Annotated in this window: 22 protein-coding genes; 7 read left to right on the top strand and 15 right to left on the bottom strand. The window is 45.3% G+C overall.

What is annotated here, in order from left to right:
• Nucleotides 1-209 precede the first annotated feature (209 nt).
• The 4 genes from MLE17_RS08385 to MLE17_RS08370 all read right to left on the bottom strand — a co-directional run bounded on the left by MLE17_RS08385 (nucleotide 210) and on the right by MLE17_RS08370 (nucleotide 2,551).
• A complete protein-coding gene (locus MLE17_RS08385; protein WP_243348324.1) occupies nucleotides 210-704 on the bottom strand; it encodes a hypothetical protein in 495 nt (164 codons plus the stop codon).
• Between the two features lie 153 nt (nucleotides 705-857).
• On the bottom strand, nucleotides 858-1,544 hold the full coding sequence (locus MLE17_RS08380) for a hypothetical protein (protein ID WP_243348323.1): 687 nt from the start codon (nucleotides 1,542-1,544) through the stop codon (nucleotides 858-860).
• A gap of 58 nt (nucleotides 1,545-1,602) precedes the next feature.
• On the bottom strand, nucleotides 1,603-1,839 hold the full coding sequence (locus MLE17_RS08375) for a hypothetical protein (RefSeq protein WP_243348322.1): 237 nt from the start codon (nucleotides 1,837-1,839) through the stop codon (nucleotides 1,603-1,605).
• Nucleotides 1,840-1,975: 136 nt separating this feature from the next.
• Entirely contained in the window at nucleotides 1,976-2,551 is a 576-nt protein-coding gene (locus MLE17_RS08370) for a hypothetical protein (RefSeq protein ID WP_243348321.1), read from the bottom strand.
• Nucleotides 2,552-3,057: 506 nt separating this feature from the next.
• Here MLE17_RS08370 and MLE17_RS08365 point away from each other — a divergent pair.
• Both MLE17_RS08365 and MLE17_RS08360 read left to right on the top strand, forming a co-directional pair.
• Complete coding sequence (locus MLE17_RS08365; RefSeq protein WP_243348320.1) at nucleotides 3,058-4,038, top strand: helix-turn-helix domain-containing protein; 981 nt, start codon at nucleotides 3,058-3,060, stop codon at nucleotides 4,036-4,038.
• Nucleotides 4,039-4,104: 66 nt separating this feature from the next.
• On the top strand, nucleotides 4,105-4,704 hold the full coding sequence (locus tag MLE17_RS08360; protein WP_243348319.1) for a hypothetical protein: 600 nt from the start codon (nucleotides 4,105-4,107) through the stop codon (nucleotides 4,702-4,704).
• A gap of 288 nt (nucleotides 4,705-4,992) precedes the next feature.
• On the opposite strand, the gene MLE17_RS08355 is transcribed toward MLE17_RS08360, so the two are convergent.
• Genes MLE17_RS08355 through MLE17_RS08345 form a run of 3 tightly spaced genes read right to left on the bottom strand, consistent with a single transcriptional unit; the run spans nucleotide 4,993 to nucleotide 6,377 of the window.
• The gene (locus MLE17_RS08355; protein WP_243348318.1) at nucleotides 4,993-5,325 is read right to left on the bottom strand and encodes a DUF5056 domain-containing protein; all 333 of its coding nucleotides are present in this window, start codon (nucleotides 5,323-5,325) and stop codon (nucleotides 4,993-4,995) included.
• A complete protein-coding gene (locus MLE17_RS08350) occupies nucleotides 5,306-5,860 on the bottom strand; it encodes a sigma-70 family RNA polymerase sigma factor (protein WP_262920302.1) in 555 nt (184 codons plus the stop codon). Before MLE17_RS08350 ends, MLE17_RS08355 begins: the two co-directional genes overlap by 20 nt.
• Entirely contained in the window at nucleotides 5,841-6,377 is a 537-nt protein-coding gene (locus MLE17_RS08345; RefSeq protein ID WP_243348316.1) for a DUF6249 domain-containing protein, read from the bottom strand. The genes MLE17_RS08350 and MLE17_RS08345 overlap by 20 nt, the downstream gene beginning before the upstream one ends.
• A 206-nt stretch (nucleotides 6,378-6,583) precedes the next feature.
• Here MLE17_RS08345 and rimM point away from each other — a divergent pair, with 206 nt between their 5' ends.
• Nucleotides 6,584-7,102 (top strand): ribosome maturation factor RimM, encoded by a 519-nt coding sequence (gene rimM, locus MLE17_RS08340; RefSeq protein ID WP_243348314.1) that lies wholly within the window; start codon nucleotides 6,584-6,586, stop codon nucleotides 7,100-7,102.
• 52 nt (nucleotides 7,103-7,154) lie between these two features.
• Here the strand turns inward: rimM and MLE17_RS08335 are convergent, their stop codons facing one another.
• Nucleotides 7,155-7,850: an LrgB family protein gene (locus MLE17_RS08335; protein ID WP_243348312.1), complete on the bottom strand. Its 696-nt coding sequence runs from the start codon at nucleotides 7,848-7,850 to the stop codon at nucleotides 7,155-7,157.
• On the bottom strand, nucleotides 7,850-8,185 hold the full coding sequence (locus MLE17_RS08330) for a CidA/LrgA family protein (protein ID WP_243348311.1): 336 nt from the start codon (nucleotides 8,183-8,185) through the stop codon (nucleotides 7,850-7,852). The genes MLE17_RS08335 and MLE17_RS08330 overlap by 1 nt, the downstream gene beginning before the upstream one ends.
• Before the next feature lie 250 nt (nucleotides 8,186-8,435).
• Here MLE17_RS08330 and MLE17_RS08325 point away from each other — a divergent pair, with 250 nt between their 5' ends.
• The 4 genes from MLE17_RS08325 (at nucleotide 8,436) to queF (ending at nucleotide 12,666) form a co-directional block, all read left to right on the top strand.
• A complete protein-coding gene (locus MLE17_RS08325) occupies nucleotides 8,436-10,337 on the top strand; it encodes an OmpA family protein (protein ID WP_243348310.1) in 1,902 nt (633 codons plus the stop codon).
• Nucleotides 10,338-10,674: 337 nt separating this feature from the next.
• Nucleotides 10,675-11,355 carry a queuosine precursor transporter gene (locus MLE17_RS08320; RefSeq protein ID WP_243348309.1) on the top strand — a complete coding sequence of 227 codons (681 nt, stop codon included), beginning with the start codon at nucleotides 10,675-10,677 and terminating at the stop codon, nucleotides 11,353-11,355.
• Nucleotides 11,355-12,074 carry a 7-cyano-7-deazaguanine synthase QueC gene (gene queC / locus MLE17_RS08315; protein WP_243348307.1) on the top strand — a complete coding sequence of 240 codons (720 nt, stop codon included), beginning with the start codon at nucleotides 11,355-11,357 and terminating at the stop codon, nucleotides 12,072-12,074. Before MLE17_RS08320 ends, queC begins: the two co-directional genes overlap by 1 nt.
• A gap of 139 nt (nucleotides 12,075-12,213) precedes the next feature.
• Nucleotides 12,214-12,666 carry a preQ(1) synthase gene (gene queF / locus MLE17_RS08310; protein WP_243348306.1) on the top strand — a complete coding sequence of 151 codons (453 nt, stop codon included), beginning with the start codon at nucleotides 12,214-12,216 and terminating at the stop codon, nucleotides 12,664-12,666.
• 345 nt (nucleotides 12,667-13,011) lie between these two features.
• Here the strand turns inward: queF and MLE17_RS08305 are convergent, their stop codons facing one another.
• The 6 genes from MLE17_RS08305 to radA form a co-directional block, all read right to left on the bottom strand.
• A complete protein-coding gene (locus MLE17_RS08305) occupies nucleotides 13,012-14,568 on the bottom strand; it encodes an NAD(P)/FAD-dependent oxidoreductase (protein WP_243348305.1) in 1,557 nt (518 codons plus the stop codon).
• 858 nt (nucleotides 14,569-15,426) lie between these two features.
• Nucleotides 15,427-17,451 carry a hypothetical protein gene (locus tag MLE17_RS08300; protein WP_243348304.1) on the bottom strand — a complete coding sequence of 675 codons (2,025 nt, stop codon included), beginning with the start codon at nucleotides 17,449-17,451 and terminating at the stop codon, nucleotides 15,427-15,429.
• Between the two features lie 189 nt (nucleotides 17,452-17,640).
• Entirely contained in the window at nucleotides 17,641-20,382 is a 2,742-nt protein-coding gene (locus tag MLE17_RS08295; protein WP_243348303.1) for a hypothetical protein, read from the bottom strand.
• A 65-nt stretch (nucleotides 20,383-20,447) separates the two neighbouring features.
• Complete coding sequence (locus tag MLE17_RS08290) at nucleotides 20,448-21,347, bottom strand: LD-carboxypeptidase (RefSeq protein WP_243348301.1); 900 nt, start codon at nucleotides 21,345-21,347, stop codon at nucleotides 20,448-20,450.
• A 28-nt stretch (nucleotides 21,348-21,375) separates the two neighbouring features.
• Complete coding sequence (locus MLE17_RS08285) at nucleotides 21,376-22,317, bottom strand: DNA/RNA non-specific endonuclease (protein ID WP_243348300.1); 942 nt, start codon at nucleotides 22,315-22,317, stop codon at nucleotides 21,376-21,378.
• A 207-nt stretch (nucleotides 22,318-22,524) separates the two neighbouring features.
• The gene (radA, locus tag MLE17_RS08280; protein ID WP_243348299.1) at nucleotides 22,525-23,895 is read right to left on the bottom strand and encodes a DNA repair protein RadA; all 1,371 of its coding nucleotides are present in this window, start codon (nucleotides 23,893-23,895) and stop codon (nucleotides 22,525-22,527) included.
• Nucleotides 23,896-23,993: the final 98 nt, after the last annotated feature.

The following is a 23,993-nucleotide window of genomic DNA, read 5'->3' as shown; positions in this document are numbered from 1 at the left end:
AAAAGAACCAAACATCACTTTTTTCTACATTTAAAATCCGGAACTCAAAGATTATTATCAAAACACCTAACAAGTCTCAAAAACTTGTTAGGTGTGAGTTCTCAAATGAAGACATCTATAATAAGTTCTCTTTATTTTGACACGGGTTACGCTATTGCCAAACCCATGCCACATAATTAAATCCACCTCATTTGAGATGTTATTACCACTTATTTTAAAGATACCAAATGAGCCTTCATCTCTGGGGTAATGTGATTAACATCAAGGATTTTTAATTCCGGTTTGTTGTCAACAGTGTTTTTGTCCAACGTTTCATTGATATACTCTGCATCTAGTCTGTACATTGCACCAGTAGCAGGGTCAACAATCAACAGCCCAATGAGACCGCCAAAAATTACATTTCCTACATACCATCCGTTTAAAGTACATTTTACAGGAATTACTTTTTGGGCATATCCATCCATGTTCAATTTAATGGTATAAGATGCTGGAGTAAAGAATCCCGCCCCTGAACTCAGGGTGGTGTTAGCAGGAGTTACACCGTTGAATACCGGAACACCTTTACGATTAAGGATTTCTACTTTCGCACCGGCAGGTGTTGAGTTAATAGATAAAGGCCAGGAGCTTTTGCTCACGATAGAGGCGCAACCTGAGAATAATACAACCATTGCTACCGCAGGTGCTACTTTTGAAAATAGTTTCATAACATTTGTCTTGTTTACAATTTGTCCTACTCTATAAGCTTTTCGGTTCCGCTGTTATTTGATTTTATATTCGTTTTCCTTATTCTTTTCTCCCTTCCAGAAAACCTAACAGGTTTTGAAAACCTGTTAGGTTTAGGGTAAATCCCGAATAAATTACTCCACCGTCACGCCCAAAGCCTCAAGCGCCTGATTGCCGGCAAGAAGCACCTTAGCGTAAGAGATATACTCGGAGTAGAGCGGGTAAATCTCATCGAACGCCTCGTCGCGGGCATCGGTGGCAGCCTGCGCCTCAGCAGTCTCCTTCTTTAGGCTCTCCTTGAGGGAGCGCAGGTCGGTGATCGCCTGTTTGCGCTCGGTCACGACTTCGGAGGTAATGCCCACTGCGGTGGTTTTGATCAGGAGTTCGGGCTGTGAGGAGAGTTGGCCGTAGAAGTTGGAGACCATCTCCACCCAGTTGGCATAGGCCTTGGGCATCTCGCCTTCGAGACGGAGCGATACGCGTGCATGCACATCCAGTTTGAAGAGGATGCGGGAGAGCGAACGGTGCGTCACGAAAGCCTTGTTGACATCGGTGCGCTTGTTGTCGTACTTTTCCTGCTCGGCGCTCTGGTCGGCATCTTCCTTGGTCTTTGTCTGGGTGAGTTGCTCCAGCAGGGCGAGCTTGGCATTCATCGAATCCAGCTTTTCGGCGGTGTAGCCCACCGTCTGCATCACCTCGAAAATACCGGGCAGGGTGGCATTGCCCAGGACGAGCTTGATGGCGGCGATGGATTCGTCTAATGATTTGTGATAATTCTTCGAAGCAGTTGTAGCTTCGGGTGTTTGTGGGGTTGTTTCCATGATGAAAAAGTTTTTTTGTTAGAAATTCTATTTAGAAAACTCGGTGTAAAAATCAAAATTACCCTGTGAACCGGCTCATCGGGGGCCTGAAAAATGGTCCGGAGTCTGACTCCCTCGCATTTTTCAGTGCCTCCCGGGCATTTTTCAGTGCCGCTGTCGCATTTTTCAGCGCCTCCCTCGCATTTCGGAGTGACTCCCACGCATTTTTCAGTGACTCCATCACGTTTTTCAGTACTGCTCTTGCATTTTTCAGTGCCGACAGTGCTTTCCGCAGGGAGATTGCCTCTTTATTCATCCAAAAATTCCGCTCCGAATCCCCGGCCTAGACCTAACAGGTTTTAAAAACCTGTTAGGTCTGTACATTCTCCCGCAATAGAGCGATATCACCCTAAGATTCCAGGTTTTTAAAAACCTGTTAGGTCTAAACCGGATCAGATATCGTTTATCTTATTCTCCAGGTTGAGTCTGTTCTGATCGTGCCAATATTCAAAATTTGTTTTATCACCGAGGATATTCATAATATACTCCCGATGAATATGGGTTGGTTTGTCTGACATATAAGCCTGATATGAAGAATAGCGATAAGCTTTATGGTTATCCGTAAAATGGTGTTTGACAGGATTGAGGTGTATATAAGCAATCAACTGGATCAGATAATCTTCATCTTCTACTCTGTTGCGATGAATGTGTTCCTGAAAGAGGCTCCCTTTCCGGTTGTACGCTTTGTTGACTGCTTTTGTATAAGCATTAAACAGGTTAGAGAAGGCTAAATAAGATTTAACCCTAAACTTATCGGGAAGAAACTCCTCGTCTTTTATCCGCAAAGCGATATGAAAATGATTTCGCAGCAGGCAATATGCATAGATATCGGCAATCGGGAGTAAATACTTTTGCATTAACGCAAGGAAGAAGTCATAGTTTCTTTCCTCTATAAAAATATCTTCCTGATTATTTCCGCGGTTGAATACGTGAAATACAGCTCCCGGTTCAAAAAAATCTTGCATCATAACAGTATTGGTTTGTATGATTAAACCTAACAGGTTTTGAAAACCTGTTAGGTTTTCTGCTGGATTTTCGTTGTACTCTGACGTTCAGATTGAGGCACATAAACTTTGATTTTACGGTGAGAAATATAGGATTATGTAAAGGAGCAAATGGATAAAAAAACAGTAGAAGAGATGGAATCTGAATCGGAAGGTATTTTGAAATATCAGCAGCAGACAGTCTAAAAACTAAACCCTATATTTCACCCTCGTCTGACTGCTGATATTCACAAGAAGAATTTTTTCCCTTTAACCAAATTCCTAAATGCACAGCAAAGATATAGAGAAGAAATGCACGTCTAAAACGGGGTTTTGGGGAGAGTCGTGCCAGTTTTGGCGGTTTTTCGTAATCTCAGCACTGACGCTATTATTCTTTTGCGGAAATTGAGAATTTTTCCGGATAAAAATTCTACTTTTACGACTTTCCGCAAAAAATATATGTTGTAATTACGGATTTCCGCAAAAAAATTATGGACACTCAAAAAAGGATTTTCAAAATAATCAAGGAAAAGCTCCCTCCACACATGAAATTGGCCGATGTGATTGCCGAATTGCTGGATATCGGAACAGATTCTGTTTACCGTCGGACCAGGGGAGAAAAGGAACTTACATTGAGCGAACTGAAGAAAATTTGCACTCACTTCCAGATTTCAATGGATGAAATCCTCAACCACAAATCCAACGGCATTACCTTCCGGTATTCGACCCTGGACTTTGTAAATGACCCAAGGCATTATCACCGCTATATCGATCAGTTTGCCAAAAACATCGAGCTCAGCGCCAAAGCCGAAGACAAGGAAATTCTGTTCACGGCAGAAGATATCCCCGTCTTCCACTTTATGCCTTATCCGGAGCTGATCTTCTTCAAGCTTTACGTCTGGCACCAGACCATCTGCAACCAGCCCTGCACGTATGATCAATTTGTGGCTGACCTGGGAGAAAAAGAGGAGCTTTACACCTGCTACAAACGGATTATGAACAGCTACCGCCGAATCCCCTCTTCGGAAGTCTGGACGCACAACACCATTGACCCGATATTGCGCCTGCTGGATTATTACTACGATATGGAATGCTTTGAGGATAAGCAAATACCGCTCCTGCTGTGTAAGCAATTGTCGGGGATGATTGACACGATCGCAGAATGGACCGACCTGAAGAAGAAAGGTGAGGACAACGATACCGACTTCCACCTGTACCTGAGCCCGGTCAATCCGGAAAACAGCTTCTTCCTTAACAAACGAAACGGTATGACGTTGATCACCGTCAAGCTATTCACCATCAACAGCCTGGCCACGACCGACAAGGCTTTTTGCACCGAAACGGAGACGTGGATACGAAATACCATCTCCAAATCCATGTTCCTCAGCGGAGCGTCGGAAAGGGAGCGCTTCCGTTTCTTCCAGCAATTGCGTGGCCGGATTAACGCCCTGACTGAGAAATTTGAGAGTTAAGCGCACACCTATTTCCGGAGAAATGCGTTATAGTTATAGTTGCAACTAAAGTCAAACTCCTGCGTTATGAAACGAGTACTCCTTCTTCCGCTTCTCCTTCTGCTGTTAATCGGCTGTAGCCCGGTAGTAACTTTCGACCGTCCTCAGCCAGCCGGTGTGGATAGTCTGACCAAAATCCCGAAGAAACTGATCGGAAAATACATCAGCAATGACGGTTCGGCTGAGCTGGTCATTGATCCCAAAAGCATGATCATCCGTTACGACTACGAAGTCAAAATACCGAAAGACAGTGTCAACTGGTACGATATGTCACCCGAGGAAAAAGCCGCCAGTCGCATTGAGAAAGGGTGGGTCATCCAGCATATCCTCGACTCCGATACGCTCTTTCAATTTTCAGAAGGAAATGTGTTGAAGAAATTCAAAGGATACTATATCCTGAATTCATTGATCAGAGAAAATGCCTGGTTTGTGCAGAAGATGAAACTCCAGAAAGGGATGCTGACCATCGGCGAAATATCCACGGAAGCAGAACTGGATGCCCTGGAACGGGTGAAGGAGTCACCCATCGACACCGCAACCTATAACATTAGCTTCACCCGGAAACAGTTTCAGAGTTACATGAAATCCGGCTTCTCTAAAGTCGATACTTTTAAACGGGTAAAATAGCCCGGAAATGAAACTCCCCGCATCATCAGGTTTTGTGATGCGGGGAGTTTTTTTGTGTGTTTAAGGATGGCTGGAAATACTGTTGCTTTTATTGACGTTACCGCCCCTAAATCCCCTGAAGGGGACTTTAAGAGCCTACAAAACATTAACAGAATTGCAAGAATCAAATTCCCAATAATTGCAGAAAACCTCATAACAGCACTGCTGCGAAAGTCCCCTTCAGGGGATTTAGGGGCGGGACAATACAGAGGACTAACATTCAACACAGCCCTAGACATGAGACATATTTCACCCCTCAATCTTCCTGTATATCGTAATCGAAAAACCGATCATTCCGCCAAGTACCAGCAAATAAATCACGGATGATGACAGGTTCGGCAAATGGGCTCCGGCAATAGTGCGTCCGAAAGTAGCCAGGTATCCAAAAAACTCGGCCAGACCACCGGTTACCCAGGCAATCAACAGCCCGATCACCCCAAAGAACCAGACAATCCAGTGATAAGCCGGTGACTGATCCTGCGGCAGACGACGCATCACCCGACGACTGAATCCACGATCGGGTATCTCCTGCTTCGCTGTATCGAAGAAGTATTTGATCTCTTTATCCGAAATTGACTTCATAACCTGTTCCTTTAAAATATTCAGCTAACTTGTCTCGTCCGCGAGCCAGGTGCGACTTCACTGTACCTGTCGGACAATTCATAACTTTCGAAATCTTTTCCACCGGCAGATCTTCCATGTAAAAGAGTAAAACAGCGGTCCGCTCTTCTGATTTGAGCACTTTCAGCGACTCATAGACATCCATTTTACAATCCGTCTGCGGCCTTTCGGCTTCGGCGTGTGGGCTTACATCTTCATAATCAGCCTCCAGATAAGGCTTGCTGCTGCGAATATAATCATAATAGACGTTGTAGGCAACGCGAAACAGCCAGGTGGAAAACCCGGCTGCTCCCTTAAAGGATTGCAGATGAAGATATACCTTGATAAAGGTCTCCTGTGCCAGATCATCGCTCAGCGGTTCGTCTCCAAACGTAAGGTTGAGAAAGAAGCGGCGGATGGGCGACTGATACTTTTGAACCAACTGCTCAAAGGCTTTGTGGCTGTTAAACAAGACCACCTGGGAGACCAGCAACAGGTCATCCGTTTTGCTGATCATTTTCTTCGGACTTCGATGATTTTTCCTCCATCTTATAAGCCAGTAATTTCCCGAGTCCGATCAACAGCGGGATCGCTCCCACAAACGCGACATCATGATCAGCTACAAACCAGAGCATCAGGAACAGACCAATACCGGTACCAATCAGGGCAAATGCACTCTGCAGCGGAGTCTTTTTGGGCTTTTTCTCTTCGAAGAAAGATTGCGGGATTTCCCGTCCGGCCTCGATAGCCTTTTCCATCAAGCGGTACTTCGCCTTTTTATTGCGATGATTAAATATTAATATGATCAACACAATAAGAAAACCGGTAAGAAATGGCGATACCACAGAAAATAAAGCAACCACATCCCAATGTGTTCCACTTGATGCCTCTACAATCTTTGCCAGACCCGGCTCATTATCACTTACCCGTTGAGCTACGGCCATACTATCCACTGTCAGGGTATCTGCTACTGCAAATGCGCTTGTGCAGATCAGCATCCATGCCAATACTGCGAGAGAAATTAATTTTTTCATAGTTATAATGCTGTTAAGTTGTTTATCTGACCGTTAGACGCAACAAGGGATGCAGATGGTTGCAATTACAACAAAAAAACGCGTTAATTTGCTCAAAAAGGCGGATTTGTCAACTGAATTGCTATTTATCACTACGATTTAACACATTGTTAATGCCATATCTGCAAAATCGTGATATTTTTGCAGGACACTAAACAAGTTTCGATATGATTAAGAGAGACGAACTGATCAAAATAGGCCAATTCAATAAACCCCACGGCATTCACGGTGAGCTGTCAATGACATTCACCGATGATGTTTTTGACCGGGTTGATGCGCCTTATTTTGTTTGCGAAATGGAAGGCATCTTCGTGCCGTTTTTTATTGACGAATATCGTTTCAGGTCGGAAAACGGAGCGTTGGTAAAGCTGGACCATATTTCTTCTGAAGAGCAAGCCAAAATATTTACCAATAAAGAGGTGTTCTTTCCAAAAAAACTGGTTCCGGAAGATGAGGAGCAAGATACGGGCAGCGACTATTATATCGGATTCACCATTATCGACAAGAATCTGGGAGAGATTGGCAAAATTAAAGAGATTGATGACTCCACAGCAAATATTCTTTTTGTTGTCAAATATAAAAGGGAGGAAATCCTGATTCCGGCAAGCGATGAGTATGTATGCGAAATAGATGATGTTGAAAAAGTTATCCTGATGGATATTCCGGAGGGACTGATAGATTTATAAATCCGTTCAAATGTATTGACAACCGTCTCTTCTTCCCTGCAGAGACGGTTTTTCACATTAATAACTGCTCTACAATTGGCAACAATAAAGCTGTCAAAAAGCCCATCAGGCCAATGGCTAACCCACCAAAAGCCCCTTCAACTGCACCCAGCTCCAGAGCTTTTGCCGTTCCCACAGCGTGGGAAGCAGCGCCCAAAGCTAAGCCACGCGCCATTTTAGTTTTGATGCCGGTGTATTTAAACAATACCGGGCCAATAATACTTCCGAAAATACCCGTTACTACAACAGATACAGCCGTCAGTGCCTGGATTCCGTGATATTTCTCCGAAAGACTCAATGCTATAGGGGTTGTTACCGATTTGGGCGCCATCGAGTAAATGATCTGCGCATCAATCCCGAATAGTTTTGACATCAGCACGACACACGCCACACTGGTTATACTTCCAGCCAAGACCGACACCACTATGGAAATTGTATTTCCTTTAATATACCTGACCTGTTCGTAGAGAACATATCCCAGTGCCACAACTGTCGGTCCTAACAGAAAATGGATAAACCGGCTACCTTCCCGAAAGGAGTCGTAATCGATTCCGGTTAACTTAAGGACGAGGATTACCAGAAAAACGGCAATCAACAGGGGATGGAATATAGGATTCTTTAATCTCGAAAAAATTCCTTTTCCTATCAAAAAAGCCCCGATACAAAGTGCAAGAATAAATATCTCGGAATGAAGAATCTCTGCAACCATTATTTTGCTATTTTTTGATGAATCCAACCCACAACAATCATGACCAGAATGGTGCTGAAGAGTAACGTTGCCAGAATTGACCAGATCTGCGACTGGATTAAATGATACGAAATCATCAAACCAACCGATGACGGAATAAAGAACAGCGTCATATTGGAGGTAAACCAGGCTACGGTTTTCCGCAAATAGGCAGGACTGATCCACTCCAGCATCAATGCCACAAACAGCAGTACCATCCCTATTACATTTCCGGGGATAAAGCCACCGATCAACTTACTCAAAACCTCTCCCATAACGTAAAAGAAAAGGATAATCAGAATTCCGTATAATGACATACCTGAAAATTTTCGGCAAAGGTACGGCTTTATCCCTGAGTTTATTCCCTTGTTTAAGGTATAGTTCGTTTTTTAATTGACCTGTAACAACTCTATTCTCGTTTTTAAAGTCGTCTCTTGTGCAATAAAATAAGTATATTTGCTGTTAATAAGCAAAACATTTACGCCTCTGATTATGAGATTCAAGCCAACACATTTAATCATATTTCCGCTCTGTTGGATTCTGCTGTTTTCATGCAAGTCTGTCTCCATGAAAAAAGCCAATCAACAGTTTGAGGCCGGAAACTATGATAAAGCCTATACCATTTTCCAAAAAGCATCCTACAAACTGCCTTACGACCGGACAGACCTGAAGGCTGAGGCTATGCTGAAAATGGCTCTCTGCGCACAAATATTGCAACGTCTCCAACCGTCGGAAAATGCCTTTAACAATGCTGTCAAACTAAAATCTAAAGATGGAAATCTCCGATTAGAACTGGCCCGCCTGTACCACCGTCAGGGTAAATACGCCGCGGCTATCAAACAATACCAACTATTTCTTGAAAAGAATCCGGATAATCGTTTAGCTAAATTGGGAATCCAGGGTTGCCAGATGGCAGACACTCTGGCTAAAAATCCGACCCGTTACACAGTAAGAGCTGAAGCGGTTTTAAACACCCGTCAGGGAGAATTTACCCCAATGCTTTTTGGAAAAGATTACAATCAGATCTACTTCGCCTCAAACCGGGAACAAGCCATTGGCAAGAAAAGAAGCGATGTGACCGGAATGAAAAAGACAGACATTTTCGTTTCAAAGCTGAATAATGCGGACAAATGGGATAAACCCAAACCATTGGAAGGAACCATAAACACTCCTGCAGACGAGGGAAATGTGAGTTTCAATGGTGATCAAAGCATGATGATGTTTACCCGTTGCCGCAACATGGAAGAGAGTAGTTCTCCGGCTGAAATATATGTATCAAAACATAATGATCAGGCCTGGAGTGAACCGCAACGGCTGTTAATATTCAGAGATTCAACCGAAATGGCAGCTCATGCAGCCTATTCCCCTAAAGGTGATTACATTTATTTTGTTTCAGAAAAAGAGGGCGGCCAGGGAGGTAAAGACATCTGGAGAGCCAAAATGGAAGGAAATAAAGTGGCTGAAATCTCCAATCTGGGTCCTCAAATCAATACACCAGGCAATGAAATGTTCCCTTATGTCCGTGAAAACGGAGACCTCTACTTCGCGTCTGACGGATTGCCGGGCATGGGCGGACTGGACCTTTTCCATGCTATCCCTCAGCCTGACGGTTCATGGAAAGTTGAGAACATGGGTGTTCCGGTCAACAGCAACGGGGATGACTTTGGAATCACTTTTGCCGGATTGGAGGAGCACGGTTATTTCAGTTCAAACCGGGGAGACAATAAAGGATATGACCATATTTTTAACTTTGAACTGCCCACAGTAAAAATATTCATTGAAGGTACAATTAAAAACGGAGAGAATCAGATCCTTCCCGATGCCGTCTTACATATAGTCAACGATCGCGGTATGAATACCAGAACGACTATCAAAAAAGACGGTACATTCAAATTTGTTGGTGAACGGGGTGTGAAATATCAGTTGCTGGCTTCCGGCAAAGGTTATCTGAACGCTTACAAAAACGTCGAAGTGGTCGATGCAGAGAAGGATGCAACCTATAAAGCTGACTTTTCATTAATTCCTTTGGCCAAACCGATCCAGGTGAACAACATCTTCTATGATGTGGATAAGACCACCCTCCGTGCCGAATCTAAAGAGGCGCTTGACCAGTTAATCAAGATTTTGAAAGACAACCCGCACATCACCATCGAGCTTAGCGCTCACACAGACATGAACGGTTCTGTTGAATACAATCAGCAGCTTTCCGATGGACGGGCTAATGAGGTAGTCAATTATCTGATCCGGGGCGGAATTGAAAAGGATAGACTTACGCCCAAAGGTTACGGTAAAGGCTCTCCTAAGACAGTAGATGCATCGATGGCTGAAAAATACCCCTTCCTGCAAGAGGGCGAAGAGCTTAACGAAGAGTATATTAAGAAGTTAACACCTCAGCAACAGGAAATCGCCAACCAGATTAACCGGAGAACCGAATTCAGGGTATTAAAGACTACATACAATCTATTTTAGTTAACAAGAGCGGGCTTTTTTCAGTCCGCTCTTGTTATTTAACTCTGTGGATTCCAAAACTTTTTCTTCAAAACAAACAGCACCCCATATTTTTAACTATTGTATAAATCATTTTTATGGGGGGTAACGGTATCTAAGACACCTCAAACCATCAAGAAATGAGTCAAATAAGAAATTCCCTAAAAAAGGGAGTCAAATTCGCCCTCCACGTTAATTTGTAAAGATTGTTGTTATATTTTTAGCAATGCAATAGATAATCTATTATATTTGCACCTGATTCATTCGCAGAACCCAAAATTTCTGCCGTGTGCTTGATTAACCACGTTAAAAACAAGAGATGAAAAATCAGGTATCCATCATGTACCTGACATGCAGCACCCTTTTTGCAGTATGTCTGATTATTGCCAACATCGTAGAGTCTAAAATCGTCAATGTATTTGGCATAAACACAACCGCCGGACTGGTCATTTTCCCGATCACCTACATCTTAAACGATGTAATTTCAGAAGTGTGGGGATTCCGCAAAGCCCGACTGATTATATGGATGGGATTTTTCATGAATTTCTTAGCGGTTGCCGTATTTAAACTTGCTATAGCCATGCCTGCCTCTCCCTACTTTGAACATCAGGGGGCATTTTCACTGGTACTTGGCAGCACGCAACGAATCACCACAGCCAGCTTCATCGCATTCCTCTGCGGCTCATTTGTCAATGCGTATGTGATGAGTAAAATGAAAAAAGCGACTCAGGGACGCGGCTTTTCGATACGGGCAGTGGTATCGACACTTTTTGGTGAAGGTTTGGATTCGGTTATATTTTTTTCTATTGCTTTTTACGGCTCTTTGCCCGGCATTGTCATTTTGACATTAATTGGTAGTCAGACCGCCATGAAAACGATATACGAAATTATAGCTTTACCCCTGACTAATTTAGTAGTCAAATGGGTAAAGAGAACAGAACAAACAGATGCGTATGACCTTAATATTTCATATAACCCTCTAAAGATCCGAGATTTATAATGTACTCAAACGAATCGGCCCTTGTGCTTTTCTCCGGTGGACAAGACTCCACAACATGCCTCTTTTGGGCATTGAAAAACTTCAAAGAAGTTCGAGCTGTAAGTTTCTCTTACGGCCAAAAACATGCTTATGAGTTGGACGTAGCGAAAACTATCGCCCGTGTTGCCAATGTTCCGCATGAAATCCATGCGATTGATGTTTTGGGAACTATCAACAATCACACTTCACTCACAGACCCTAATATCCCGGTAGATCCTATCGTACCGAGATTTGGTTTGCCAAATACTTTTGTACCCGGACGCAATCTTGTATTTCTCACATTTGCAGCAATTGTTGCCCGTAAATATGGCATCAGATATATCATTACCGGTGTTTCACAAACCGATTACAGCGGATATCCTGATTGTCGTGAGAAGTTCATCAAATCAACCACCAAGACTCTCAATCTGGCTATGGAATCAGAATTTGAGATCCTGACCCCATTGATGGCAAGAAGCAAAGAAGCAACCTGGCAATTGGCAGACGAACTGGGCGTGTTGGAATTGATTAGACACAACACCCTGACCTGCTACAACGGAATCATGGCTGACGGTTGCGGAAGATGTCCGGCTTGCCAGCTTCGCAACATTGGTCTCCAGAAATATCTCAGAAAAAGAGAAAAAATAAGATATTACCAGGCTAAATCAGCCGCTAATAATTCTTCTTCTTACGAAGAATAATCAATTCAATCCTTCATGCCGGGAAAGTTACCCCTTCAAGCTTTCCCGGCATTTTTTGTAACCGTCCTTATTTTATTTCATGCAACTGCACCTTAGTCAGGAAACTGTCTGCGTGAAACAATACATTTATAAAAGAAACATGAGCTTAAATCTCAATTTATTAGGAAATAAGACTGATTATCCGACCAATTACGCTCCTGAAATCCTCGAAGCTTTCGACAATAAACATCCCGAAAATGATTACTGGGTGCGTTTTCATTGTCCTGAATTCACCAGCCTTTGCCCAATTACCGGACAGCCGGATTTCGCAACTATATTGATTGATTACATTCCGGACCAGCGAATGGTGGAAAGTAAAAGTCTCAAGATCTATCTCTTTAGCTTTAGAAATCATGGCAGCTTCCATGAAGACTGCGTCAATATGATTATGAAGGACCTCGTCAGACTCATGAATCCTAAATACATTGAAGTAACAGGCATCTTCACACCACGCGGTGGAATCAGTATTCACCCGTTCGCCAATTGGGGAAGACCTGGCACAAAATACGAAGAAATGGCTTATCACCGTTTATTAAACAAGGAATTGAAGTAAGCTTTTTCCTTAGTGAAGGATGCCGCCGCAATCAATGTTAATAATCAACAAATACACCCCATTTAAGGCGTTAATAAAGCTATAACAGTTTGCAGTTACAACATTTCGCAATATTTTTACGTTGTAATAAGAGAACAAATTATTACATTTTATTGCTCTCATTCATTCTTTCTATATACAACAACAATCGGAAAGCTGCTGAATTGTTTAGCTTATGTGAATAAGCGAAAACTATAGCAGCTTTATTTTTTTGCCCAAATTTATAATCCCAGATATATTAAATACAAACGCCGGTCATCTGAAAAATCAGACAACCGGCGTTTGCTATTTATTTCAAATGCAGATTTATCCTATCAAAGCAGCTAAAGATTCGGCGCACTTTTCACCATCCATCGCAGCAGAGACGATTCCTCCGGCATATCCGGCACCTTCTCCGCAGGGGTAAAGTCCTTTCAGTACGAGGTGTTGCATCGTCTCACGGTCGCGCGGAATGCGCACAGGAGCCGAAGTTCGTGATTCCACCCCAATCATCAACGCCTCATTGGTCAGAAAGCCTTTTGAATTGCGGCCAAACAGCTGAAACCCTTCCCGTAAACGCTCAGTTACAAACGACGGCATCCAGCTGTGTAGCGGCGATGATATTACGCCCGGTGAGTAGGAGCTATCCGGCAAAGTTTTGGACAATCGCTTGTTGACAAAGTCTTCCATCCGTTGAGCAGGAGCTGTCTGCTGCTGCCCCCCGGCCATGTAGCAATCGTACTCCAGCTGCTCCTGAAATTTGAGCAGTGCCAGCTCTTTGTGAGCAGCGTATTGCGGCAGGTCTTCCGGTCGTATCTCAACCACCATTCCTGAATTCGCCCAGCGGGAGCCACGCGACGATGATGACATCCCGTTTACCACGACCTGATTGGGACCGCTGGCTGCCGGAACCACCACCCCGCCGGGACACATACAGAAGCTGTACACGCCGCGCTCCTTTGCCTGAGCCACATAGCTGTATTCAGCGGCCGGGAGGTACTTACCACGACCTTCAGGGGAATGATACTGGATCTGGTCAATCAAATGCTGAGGATGCTCCAGTCGTACTCCCACAGCGATACCTTTTGCTTCAATCAGGATGTTATTCCGGTGAAAGTTATAATAGACATCGCGGGCAGAGTGTCCTGTTGCCAGAATTACGGGGCCGTAAAATGCTTGCCCGGTATTGGTCTCGACGCCGACAACCTCTCCTTTTTCCACAATGAGGTTATCCATGCGGGTTTCGAAGTGTACCTCTCCTCCACTGCTGATAATCTGCTTACGAATATTGGCAATCACCGCCGGAAGTTTGTCCGTCCCGATGTGTGGGTGGGCATCTGCTAAAATGGAGGTGCTTGCTCCGAACTGGCAGAGGATATTCAGGATGCGTTCGACAGAACCACGCTTCTTGCTGCGTGTATATAATTTACCATCGGAGAATGCTCCGGCGCCACCTTCACCAAAAGAGTAGTTGGATTCGGGATTAACGATGTGCTCGCGGCTGATGATGGCGATGTCGCGTTTGCGATCGGTTACGTTTTTGCCCCGTTCGATGACGATGGGGCGCATACCGAGTTCGATGAGGCGCAATGCAGCGAATAATCCCGCAGGTCCCGCACCGATAACTATTGCCGCTTTCTTTTCCGAAACATCTCGGTATTCATTGCTGATGAATTCATCATCTTCGGGGCGTTCGTTGATATAGGCACGAAGTTTAAGATTCATGTAAACGATTCGTTGACGTGCGTCGATGGAGCGCTTCAATATGCGAACGGCCAAAATCTGTTGTACCGGGACAGAAAATTCCCGCGATAACAACTGCTTGAGCGATTGCTCGGATGCCGCTTGTTGCGGCAATATTCTAAACTGGGCTTCTTTTATCATATTCTCAAAAGAGCATATTCATTACAATTCTTATTTTCAAAAAAGCAGAATCAAAATCGTATTCTGCGGATATATCGTTGTTTATTTCACTAAATATATTGGTCATTCCGGTTGCGACAAAGCTCATTCTGAAGCTGACAATCTTCATTTCTTATTTGTAATTCCTTATTCCGGCTTTGTAAATGGTCATTTCTTCACCGTAATTGTTCATTCCGGGAATGTAAATGTCCATTTCTATCATGTAAATATTCATTCCTTATTTGTAAATCCTTATTCCAACTTTGTAAATGGTCATTTCTTTATCGTAATTGCTCATTTCGGCTTTGTAAATGTTCATCTCTGTCTTGTAAATATTCATTCCGATAATGCATATGGCTATTTCTTAACTGTAAATCTTTATCTCCGCTTTGTAAATGATCATCCCAAAGAAGGAAATATTCATTTCACATATTGAAATCATCATCCCCCAAAAGATATTCATCAATGCGGAAATAACATTGCCCATTACATTAACATCATCTCACATTGCAGAAATGATACTCTTCAATGCTTAAACAGATTTTATGATTGCATGACTGATATTGGTCAATGTTTTGGCATTATTCCTCATTGCTTACACAATATCGTCCATTGTTTGATCGAAGATGGTCATTGCTTGAATGAAAATATCCATTGCTTGATTGAAATTGGTCATTGCTTGTATGGATATGGTCAATGCTTATGCGTTGATGTCCATTGTTTGGATGAATTTCCTCATTGCTTGGCTGAAGATATTCATTGTTTGGGCGAAATTGCTCATTGTTTTGACCTGAAACACTGATTTCAATACGTCAATATCCATTCAGAACTAACACTTCATCATTTCAATACCTCATCCACCGCCTCCAGAATCGGTTGAATTGAAATGGAAGAGCCGGTAGCTTGCTGCATCCATTGGTCAGGCGTCAGACGACCAAGCGTAAACATCCGCTCGACTTCTGCCCCCATTACTTTTCCTTTCAACTGTTTCTCTATCTGAAAATGAATCAAATGACCAAAGGAGTAGGCCGAAAGATACAACGGATAGGCAATCATGTGACTGTAAACACCTAATAGCAGTTGGTCATTCTTTCCCATCACCGGTGCATAATAGCTATTCCAAACCTCTTTTGCTATATCGAGTACGGCAATCTTCAAATCGGCAGCCGTAGCATCGGGGTGCGCATAGAGCCACTTCCATACGCGGATATCGACGAGCGATACGCCCATGATTTCATACAATTGCCAGCAGTTATCCAGTACCTCCAGTTTACGAGCCTCTTTATCCTGCGTGTCAATGCCTAATTCATTGAGGTCACGAATCTGAAACGCGAAAGCAAGGGCCTCTGTGAAAGCGGTATTGGGCACTCCGGCAAGGGTGTAATAATCTACATTGTAGAGAGAAAGCGTCTGCTCGACGTTGTGGCCAAACTCGTGCATCGCGATATTAAAACCCTTGTAATCCATACCCGTTGCCGGAACGCGAGTACGTAAGTGAGCCTTATCGCCCTTCATCAAAGCCCCGGCAGCATGTCCCGAACCACGCGAAGGGTCCACCTCGATGCGTTCGCTCAGGTATTGCGCCTTTTCAGGGGTAAATCCGAGTCGGGAGAGAATCTCCGGCATCTGCTGCTCAAAGGCTGCAGCAGTGGGGAAGCGCTTGCGGGTCATTTCCGAAAGCTTATCCTGGTCGAGAGAGCTTCTTGACTTAAATCCGTCATACCAAATATCAAATGGCTCCAGCTTTCGGCCAAGGCGCTTGCTGATTTCGGTAGCCACACGCTTTATCTCCGGCGAGGAGACAAACTGCACGAACAGCTGCTCGGCCTCTTCGACCGACACCTCCATGTCTCCGTTGAAATTGCGCTTGATATAAGTATCGCGGTCGGACGAATAATATTTATCCTGCTTCTTTTGTTCCCTGAAAATGTCGATAATCCGTTGGTAGCGGCGGTCTCCTTCGGCATGGTCGGCGATGCGTTTGCCGTGTTCGCTTAATGCGTTGGTAAAAGGATTCCACTCGTATTTTCCCTGATTAATCACTTCTGTGGGGATGGTCTGTTCCACGATGCGCTGCATCACCTGCGCAATCATACGTTGCTTTGCCAGACCATTTTTCTTATCTGCATAATCGGCCTTGATTTCATCGCGGAGATTCCAATGCGAAAGCAGCTTCATATCAGCCGGAAACAGTGCCTTACCATTTTCCCGCAACTGCCCCATCATGATATTATAAGAGGCAATGTACATCTCCGCCTCATTGAGGGCCGCCGAATAATCGAGATTCAACGCTGCCGGTACGCGGGCCTTAAACATATCCCCGAGACGGGCATACGCCCAATCGCGACGGCTCCACTGTTTGCCCAGAGTGTTTTTTTCCGACAAAGAATATTCGGGAAAATTGAGCGTCACGCGAAACGCCAGTTTGTTGGCATACATATCATCAAACAAATGGGCCGATGCGTTGTATCCGCCGAACAACTCATCCACCTCATTGTATTCTCCCCGGTCGAGGTCAAGCGGCTCGCGAAGCTGCAAGGTCATCCGGTTATAACCGCCAAGAATAATCTCCATACTGCGGGAAAAGCTATTGAAGAACTTCTCCAACGCCGCTTCATCGGCAATGAAATGGGTTTCGCAAAAGGTCATAAATTCATCGGGAGTACCGTCTGCCTGTTGCCAGAGCAACGCTGTCTTCTTCACGCCACGCTCTACGCGAAACGCATGCGACGTTCCAAACTTTTGCTTCAACGCTTCAATCGTCTGATTGACTTTTTCAGAAGAGATAACCTGCACACCGGCGGCATTCATTGACGTTCCCATCATCATAATCAGGATAAATAGTAAAATGGCGACTCGTTTCATAACAATGTTTTTCTATTTCGGTTCAACAAAGGTCTATATCGGATTAATATTGGCACAAGACAAAGACGCGAAAGCGCAAAGTTATTCATTATTGAGAATAGATGCTTTACGTTTTCGCGTCTCAGGAGCGAATCGCTTTAATTCTAATGCGGTAAATGCTATTCGGGTTGTGGAGAGAATTATCTCATGCTACTCTTCAAACACCACACGACCCTCTTTCACCGGCGGGATGGTGTAGGTATTTCTACGGCCGGAGCGCTTAATCTCTTTGTGTTCGTCGGAGCCTTTTACCAAAAGGTAAACGTTCTTTGCATGAATGGCATCCCATCTGATATCCAGTTCCTGATTTGAAGTAATATCGAGGTAGTTCTTTCCAAAAGTGATATTGGCGGAACATTCGCTGTTATCAGCTTTTACCGAAAAGCCCTTGCAGGAAAACTGGTACGCTTTACCAAAGTAAACCGACTGAAGCGTATCCCGGACAAAAGAGACCGTCGCGTAAATTCCCGTAAAGGCTCCTCCCGGCACAAGACCGCGACGACTACGTTCCACAGACTGCATCACCCAGTATTTGATGTCATTCTTACATTTCACTTCGAGCGCTGTCTGCATTCCGCGATAGTTTTGGTTCAGCCAGTTGACCGATTCCACCACGTTATTCTCTTTTCCGATAAATGGCTCGTAAACTGCGACAAACGGAACATCCCATGCATCGCCTTTCTGATGCACCACAAGAGTCGGAAGCGGAATCGAATCATACGGATGCAAAGAAGATTCGGAGCGGGGCGATAATCCGGTAAAGTAGCTGCGGTTAGGAGCTGCGGGCATCAACACCTGCATGTAGGAGGTGCTGTTCTTAGCACCCTGCTCAACAGTAAACAAGGAGACGACGCCCTCTTTAAACTCGCCGGTCGATTTTGTCTTTTCGATATAACGCAAGCCGGGGAAATCAGGTTCCACTGTCGGGATTTTCTCGGGCGCCAATACCAGCGTCTCCTTTTTATCTGAGAAAAGTTCCTGATTGTCGCCGATGTTGTGGTACAAATAATCGTTCCAGAGCTTATTTGCCGAACGGAAAATATCCACGTAAAAACCGGCAGTGGGTGAAACACGAATCAAAGACAGCATCCGTTCTTCGTTGGTGCGGGTATACGGTTCGAGATAGCGCGTATTCATAAAGGAGCAGTTCGGCGAAACAGCCGCGGAGTCAGCCACAGGTTCCATAGCCGTCAATTCAATCTGGCCAATGGCTTTTGCCGTTCCGCCACCTTTATAGATTTTCTCCGGGCTGGAACTTCCGGCAGCGATGACCGTATTGTGGGCAGCCCACTGGCTGTAGTATTTGATGTGCATGGTATCGTTCAGGTTGCGGCCAATTCCCGGGTCAGCACCCATCACTCTGCCGGCACCGTAAAAGTCGGCGCTCATGCCATTAGCATGATTGCCCGCGTAGGTAGCCCCTTGCACTCCCACCATCATTCCGTTGTTTCTGTCGAAACCGTTTCTCTGGTAATAATAGTGCGCATAGTCGATCTGGCCGCTGCGTTTCCAGAAATTTTCAGGCAATGGGTCGGAAGTAGGAATGTCTGTGTAAAGCAGAAGACCCAACCACGAGTTATCACTGCGTTTGTGCGCCCCTTCACGAATCATAAGATTCAGCAAACCACACATTTCCACCGCTTCGCCCCGGTTCTTCATCAGGTCAAGTGCAATCGCCAGTTCAAGCAACTGCCCGTCGGGATAAGGGTTGCTGATATCACCAAAGGCAGGCAACGCCAAATTCGGGAACGCAGTCTTCATCCGAACTTCTCCTGATTTCCCCAGGTTGGAATAAGCATTCAGCACCGGATAACTGTTTTTCTCCAATGACCAGACAGACAAAAGCAAATTATAAATAGCCGATGCGTGCTTGCCCGGATCTTTAAAATATCCGTCGGTAGTGATATAATCTTTGGAAATGGTCTTCAGACTGAGATTGCCATACTGTCGGGCAATGATGGTGTCCTTTTCAACAATCTTGGTTAGCAACGACTCTCTCTTTTGCTGATCGTCCACCAGCAACGAACTAAAGACCAACATGGGGCTTTTATCGGCAAACCCATCTATTTCACCGCGAGTCATCAGCGTATTTGCGATTTTCTCAAACACCGGCTGGTAATAGGTCGTATTGTAATTATTTTCTACGAAGAAATTCCCCAGGAAGTCATACACCAATAACAACGGCATATATTCCAAATCCCCTCCTATATGACTACAGAAAAGTCCTGCATCATGACTTCCGGCAACCGGATTCTGATAAAACGCGGCTTCAGCCCATTGTTGGAAAACGTCAGCAGCCATCCGTCCGTACTCTTTCTCGCCGGTTAGCCAATAGAGAATGGCTGCATTGAGAGCAAGGCGGTTGATTTCCCCGTTGATAACATTACCAATATTAGACAGTTTAACCTTTTCGGTTTGTCCGGTCTGTTTATTGAAAATGGAAATTTCGGTTTGTTTATTGAAGGGCAATAACTCCTCGATGGCGGGAAGCTGGAAGTTGAATCTGTTATTCGGCTCAAATCGGCTGTCACAGATAGTCGATACCAAAGTGGGCACCGGAGCATTTCCCCAAATGGAATCCGGTTTATTCTTAACGTTGGAGAGTTTAAGATTCGTGAAGCGTTTGCCTTCTTCACGGTTCATGACATATCGGCTAATCAGCCAGGTCGGGTCATATTCCGTAGTCATACGGTAGTGTGCGACGTAAGGCGAGAGATGAAGCTTCATCCCTTCAAAGATGCGCAACGCCCATTCCTGACTCTCGATTTTCTCCAGAATCTCTTTCTTATCCTGATTATTGACTAATAGGCTGGGATGCTGATTTACCGCCGTTAGATTTAAGGCAAAGAGGCTAATAAATAGAGAGAGGAGATAATATCTGATATTTTGCATAGTAATCCGAGTTAGTTACTTGCAAAAATAAAGATTTTACCTCCCCCGCCATGGCTTTTTTCCTATTATTCAGACAATGAAAAAGAAAGCGTTGACGATTTACCGATTTTTAACGTCGCCTTTGCCCCGCAGATAAGGGGATAATTTTCGGCAACGTGTCCCACCGGAAAATTGAAAAGTACCGGATAGTCATATTCACTTACTGTATCGTAGATAATCTCGTAAAGTGATTTAAACATGCCTTTGTCTTCCTCATAATTGGTAAACTGTCCAACAATCAGACCGGAGAGTTTTGCCAGTACACCACTCATTTTCAAGTTGTAAAGCATCCGTTCAACATGATAAGGCTCCTCTCCAATCTCCTCAATAAAAAGGATGGTATTCTCAACCGGGAAATCGTATTTTGTACCGCGCAATCCAGCCAGAACAGAGAGGTTTCCACCACGCAGGATACCGGTTGCTTCTCCCTCACGATTAAGCGGATGATTCTCGATGGTATATCCGGGAATCTCACCCATCAAAATCTGCTTCAAAGCTGCCGCTGAAAAATCATCTTCTTCGGCTAAATGGCGGGCCATCGGGGCATGCAGCGAGGCCACCCCGGCATTTTGCATCAGGGCATGGATTGCGGTAATATCACTGAAGCCAATCAGCCATTTGGGATTCTGGCGAATTACTTCGGGATCGACCAAATCAAGCAGATGAATGGCTCCGTATCCCCCGCGACTGCACACAATCGCCTTCACCGCCGGATCGTAAAGCGCTTCCATCAAATCGTACAACCGCTCGTCAACTGTTCCCGAATAGCGTCCGTAAGCGCCTTTGGCGTAACGGCCACCAACAGGATTGAAGTTCCAGAGGTAAAGCCGGTCAATGGCTCCGTTTACCAGGTTTGGATCTATTTTTCCGGAAGGAGAAATTACGCGAATCTGATCGCCAGGTTTGAGAAAAGGAGGAAATTGCATGTCTTGTATTTTCGTTGATTGTTATTACTTATTGTTGATTGGCCTGTGATTCATGATGAACGCAATACCCCGAAGGATTGGTCGTCATGTTTTTGCATCGGTTGCCCGCTTTGGTGATGCCGTGGCATTGGACTTTTTCTCCGGTTGTATTTCCCTGAGTGGATTTCGTTGGTTTGGAAGAATGAACGCTTCGGGTCGATGTAGATTCCCAATTCCAGCAACTGACGCAGAGAGTGCTTTCGATCTTTTTCTCCTGTGCATCGGGTAAAGCCGGGTAGAAGTCAAGATGCGTCACCTTCTCCACGCTATCAATCGTTACCGCATAGGAAGAAACCGGTCGCGATGAGCCTTCATTCGGCAAGATAAAGCCAATCCCCTTAGGTTCCGAACCGTTGTAATCCAATATTACCTTATAATAGGCTTTGGGAACGGAAACGTGGTCATGTCCGATTGTCTGAAGTCCTTCCTCCAAAACCGGACCGGTCACTACATATATTTTATTGTAATCCCTCGCCCAGTTGCGCACCTGCTCTTCGAGCTCTTTCCAGATGCCCCGGTTGAATTCCGGTCGTTGCGGAGACATATTGCTGAAATAGAAAGACTCACGCATCGTGGTTTCAGACCAACCCATATCGGCTGCGGGAGCCAGGTGTCCGCGGTCATAACCCGAGCCCCGGTAATCGGCATCATCGGCTGAACCGGTAGGCACTTCGGGATCGGGAATAAATTTATTGGTGCGCTCGAAAGCCTTTTGGGTCTCTTCTGCGGTCAGCTCGTATGCCACCCAATTGGCTTGCTCATTCGCTTCGTTGTAGGAGAGTGTGTAACCGGTATGTTTGACTATTTCATCGTTGGCGCTGATCGCCGGAAGTTCCAGCGCAGTTGGGGTTGCCTCTTTTTTGCGTTGCGCCCAAAGGATCACGCCAAAGGCCAGCAAACAGATCAAGAGGATGATCCACGTTTTTTTCATTGGGGAGTGATAAATTATTTTGTTTCCTGACGCTGTCAGGTGCAAGCACGCTGACAGGTCTGTGCTATTCGAATGATTGTTCCATCAGTCAACCATCTTGTAGGATGGAAACCTTGATTTTACTTGTATTTTAATGGAAGTCTATTATTTCAACCGACAAACCTGACAGCGTGCGAGCACCTGTCAGCGTTTTCAGATATAGAGATTTTATCCAAACAACGCACGGAACGCCTCTTCCACCTTCTTCGCCGGTACGGTTTCGATGGTGAATTTCTTACGGTCAAGTCCCTTGAGGTTGTCAGCCGGAAGAATGATGCGCTGGAAGCCGAGTTTCTGTGCCTCGAGGATGCGCTGCTCGATGCGGTTGACCGGACGGATTTCTCCGGAGAGACCGACTTCGCCCGTGGCACAAACCAACCGTTCCACCGGCACATCGAGATTGGAAGATAAGACGGCTGACAGTACCGAAAGGTCGATGGCCGGGTCGTTTACCTTCAAGCCTCCGGCAATATTGAGGAAAACATCCTTCTGTGCCAGTTTGAATCCCGCCCGTTTTTCCAACACTGCCAACAGCATATTCATGCGTCGCAGGTCGAAGCCCGTGGCCGAACGTTGGGGCGTACCGTACACCGCCGTACTCACCAACGCTTGCGTTTCGATCAGAAACGGCCGCACGCCTTCGATGGCCGCCGCGATGGAGACGCCGCTCAGCCCCTCGTGATTTTGGGTCAATAACAGTTCGGAAGGATTACTCACTTCACGAAGACCATCCTGCCGCATCTCGTAAATGCCCAGTTCGGCTGTGCTTCCGAAGCGGTTCTTGATGGAGCGAAGAATTCTGTACATATAATGTTGGTCCCCCTCAAACTGCAATACCGAATCCACAATATGCTCCAGCACTTTCGGTCCGGCAATGCTTCCCTCCTTATTAATATGACCAATTAAGAGGGTGGGCGTACCGGATTCCTTGGCATACTTAAGCAACGATGCCGCACACTCGCGCACCTGCGATACGCTACCGGGGGATGATTCCACCACCTCGGTCGAGATGGTCTGAATCGAGTCGATAATCAGCAGCTCGGGATCGATGTTTTTGACATGCACGAAGATCTCCTCCAGGGAGGTTTCGCACACGATATAGAGGTCGTGGTCCGGCGATGCACCGAGACGCTCCGCCCGCATCTTGAGCTGGCGCGCGCTCTCTTCACCGGAGACGTAGAGAATCCGTTTCCCCCGTACTTTCAAAACCGTCTGCAACAGCAACGTGGACTTCCCGATGCCCGGTTCTCCGCCGAGCAGCACCAGTGAACCCATCACCATGCCGCCCCCGAGCACACGGTTCAGCTCCTCATCGTGCATGTTGAGCCGTTCTTCGTGATTGGTTTCTATCTCGTTGAGCTTACGGGGTTTTGATTTGAGCGTCTCTGCGCCGGTATAGCTGCGCTGCACGGCGGGGGATTTGCTCACCACCTCCTCTACATAGCTGTTCCAGCTTCCACACGAAGGACATTTGCCCACCCATTTCGGGGAATCGACTCCACACTGCGAGCAGACATATACGGTCTTGGTCTTTGCCATAAATCAGGGATTGAAAATTGAAGGTGTAAAGATAGGGAATGTGGGGGAAGAATTCGACAGCTCTTTATTCTCTTCTTTAAAGAAGTTAGCTTATTCGT

The organism is Parabacteroides sp. FAFU027, from assembly GCF_022808675.1.
GTDB lineage: Bacteria > Bacteroidota > Bacteroidia > Bacteroidales > UBA7332 > CAXXIC01.
Note: the sequence above shows the minus strand (reverse complement) of the source record. Positions and strands in the feature narration are given on the sequence as shown.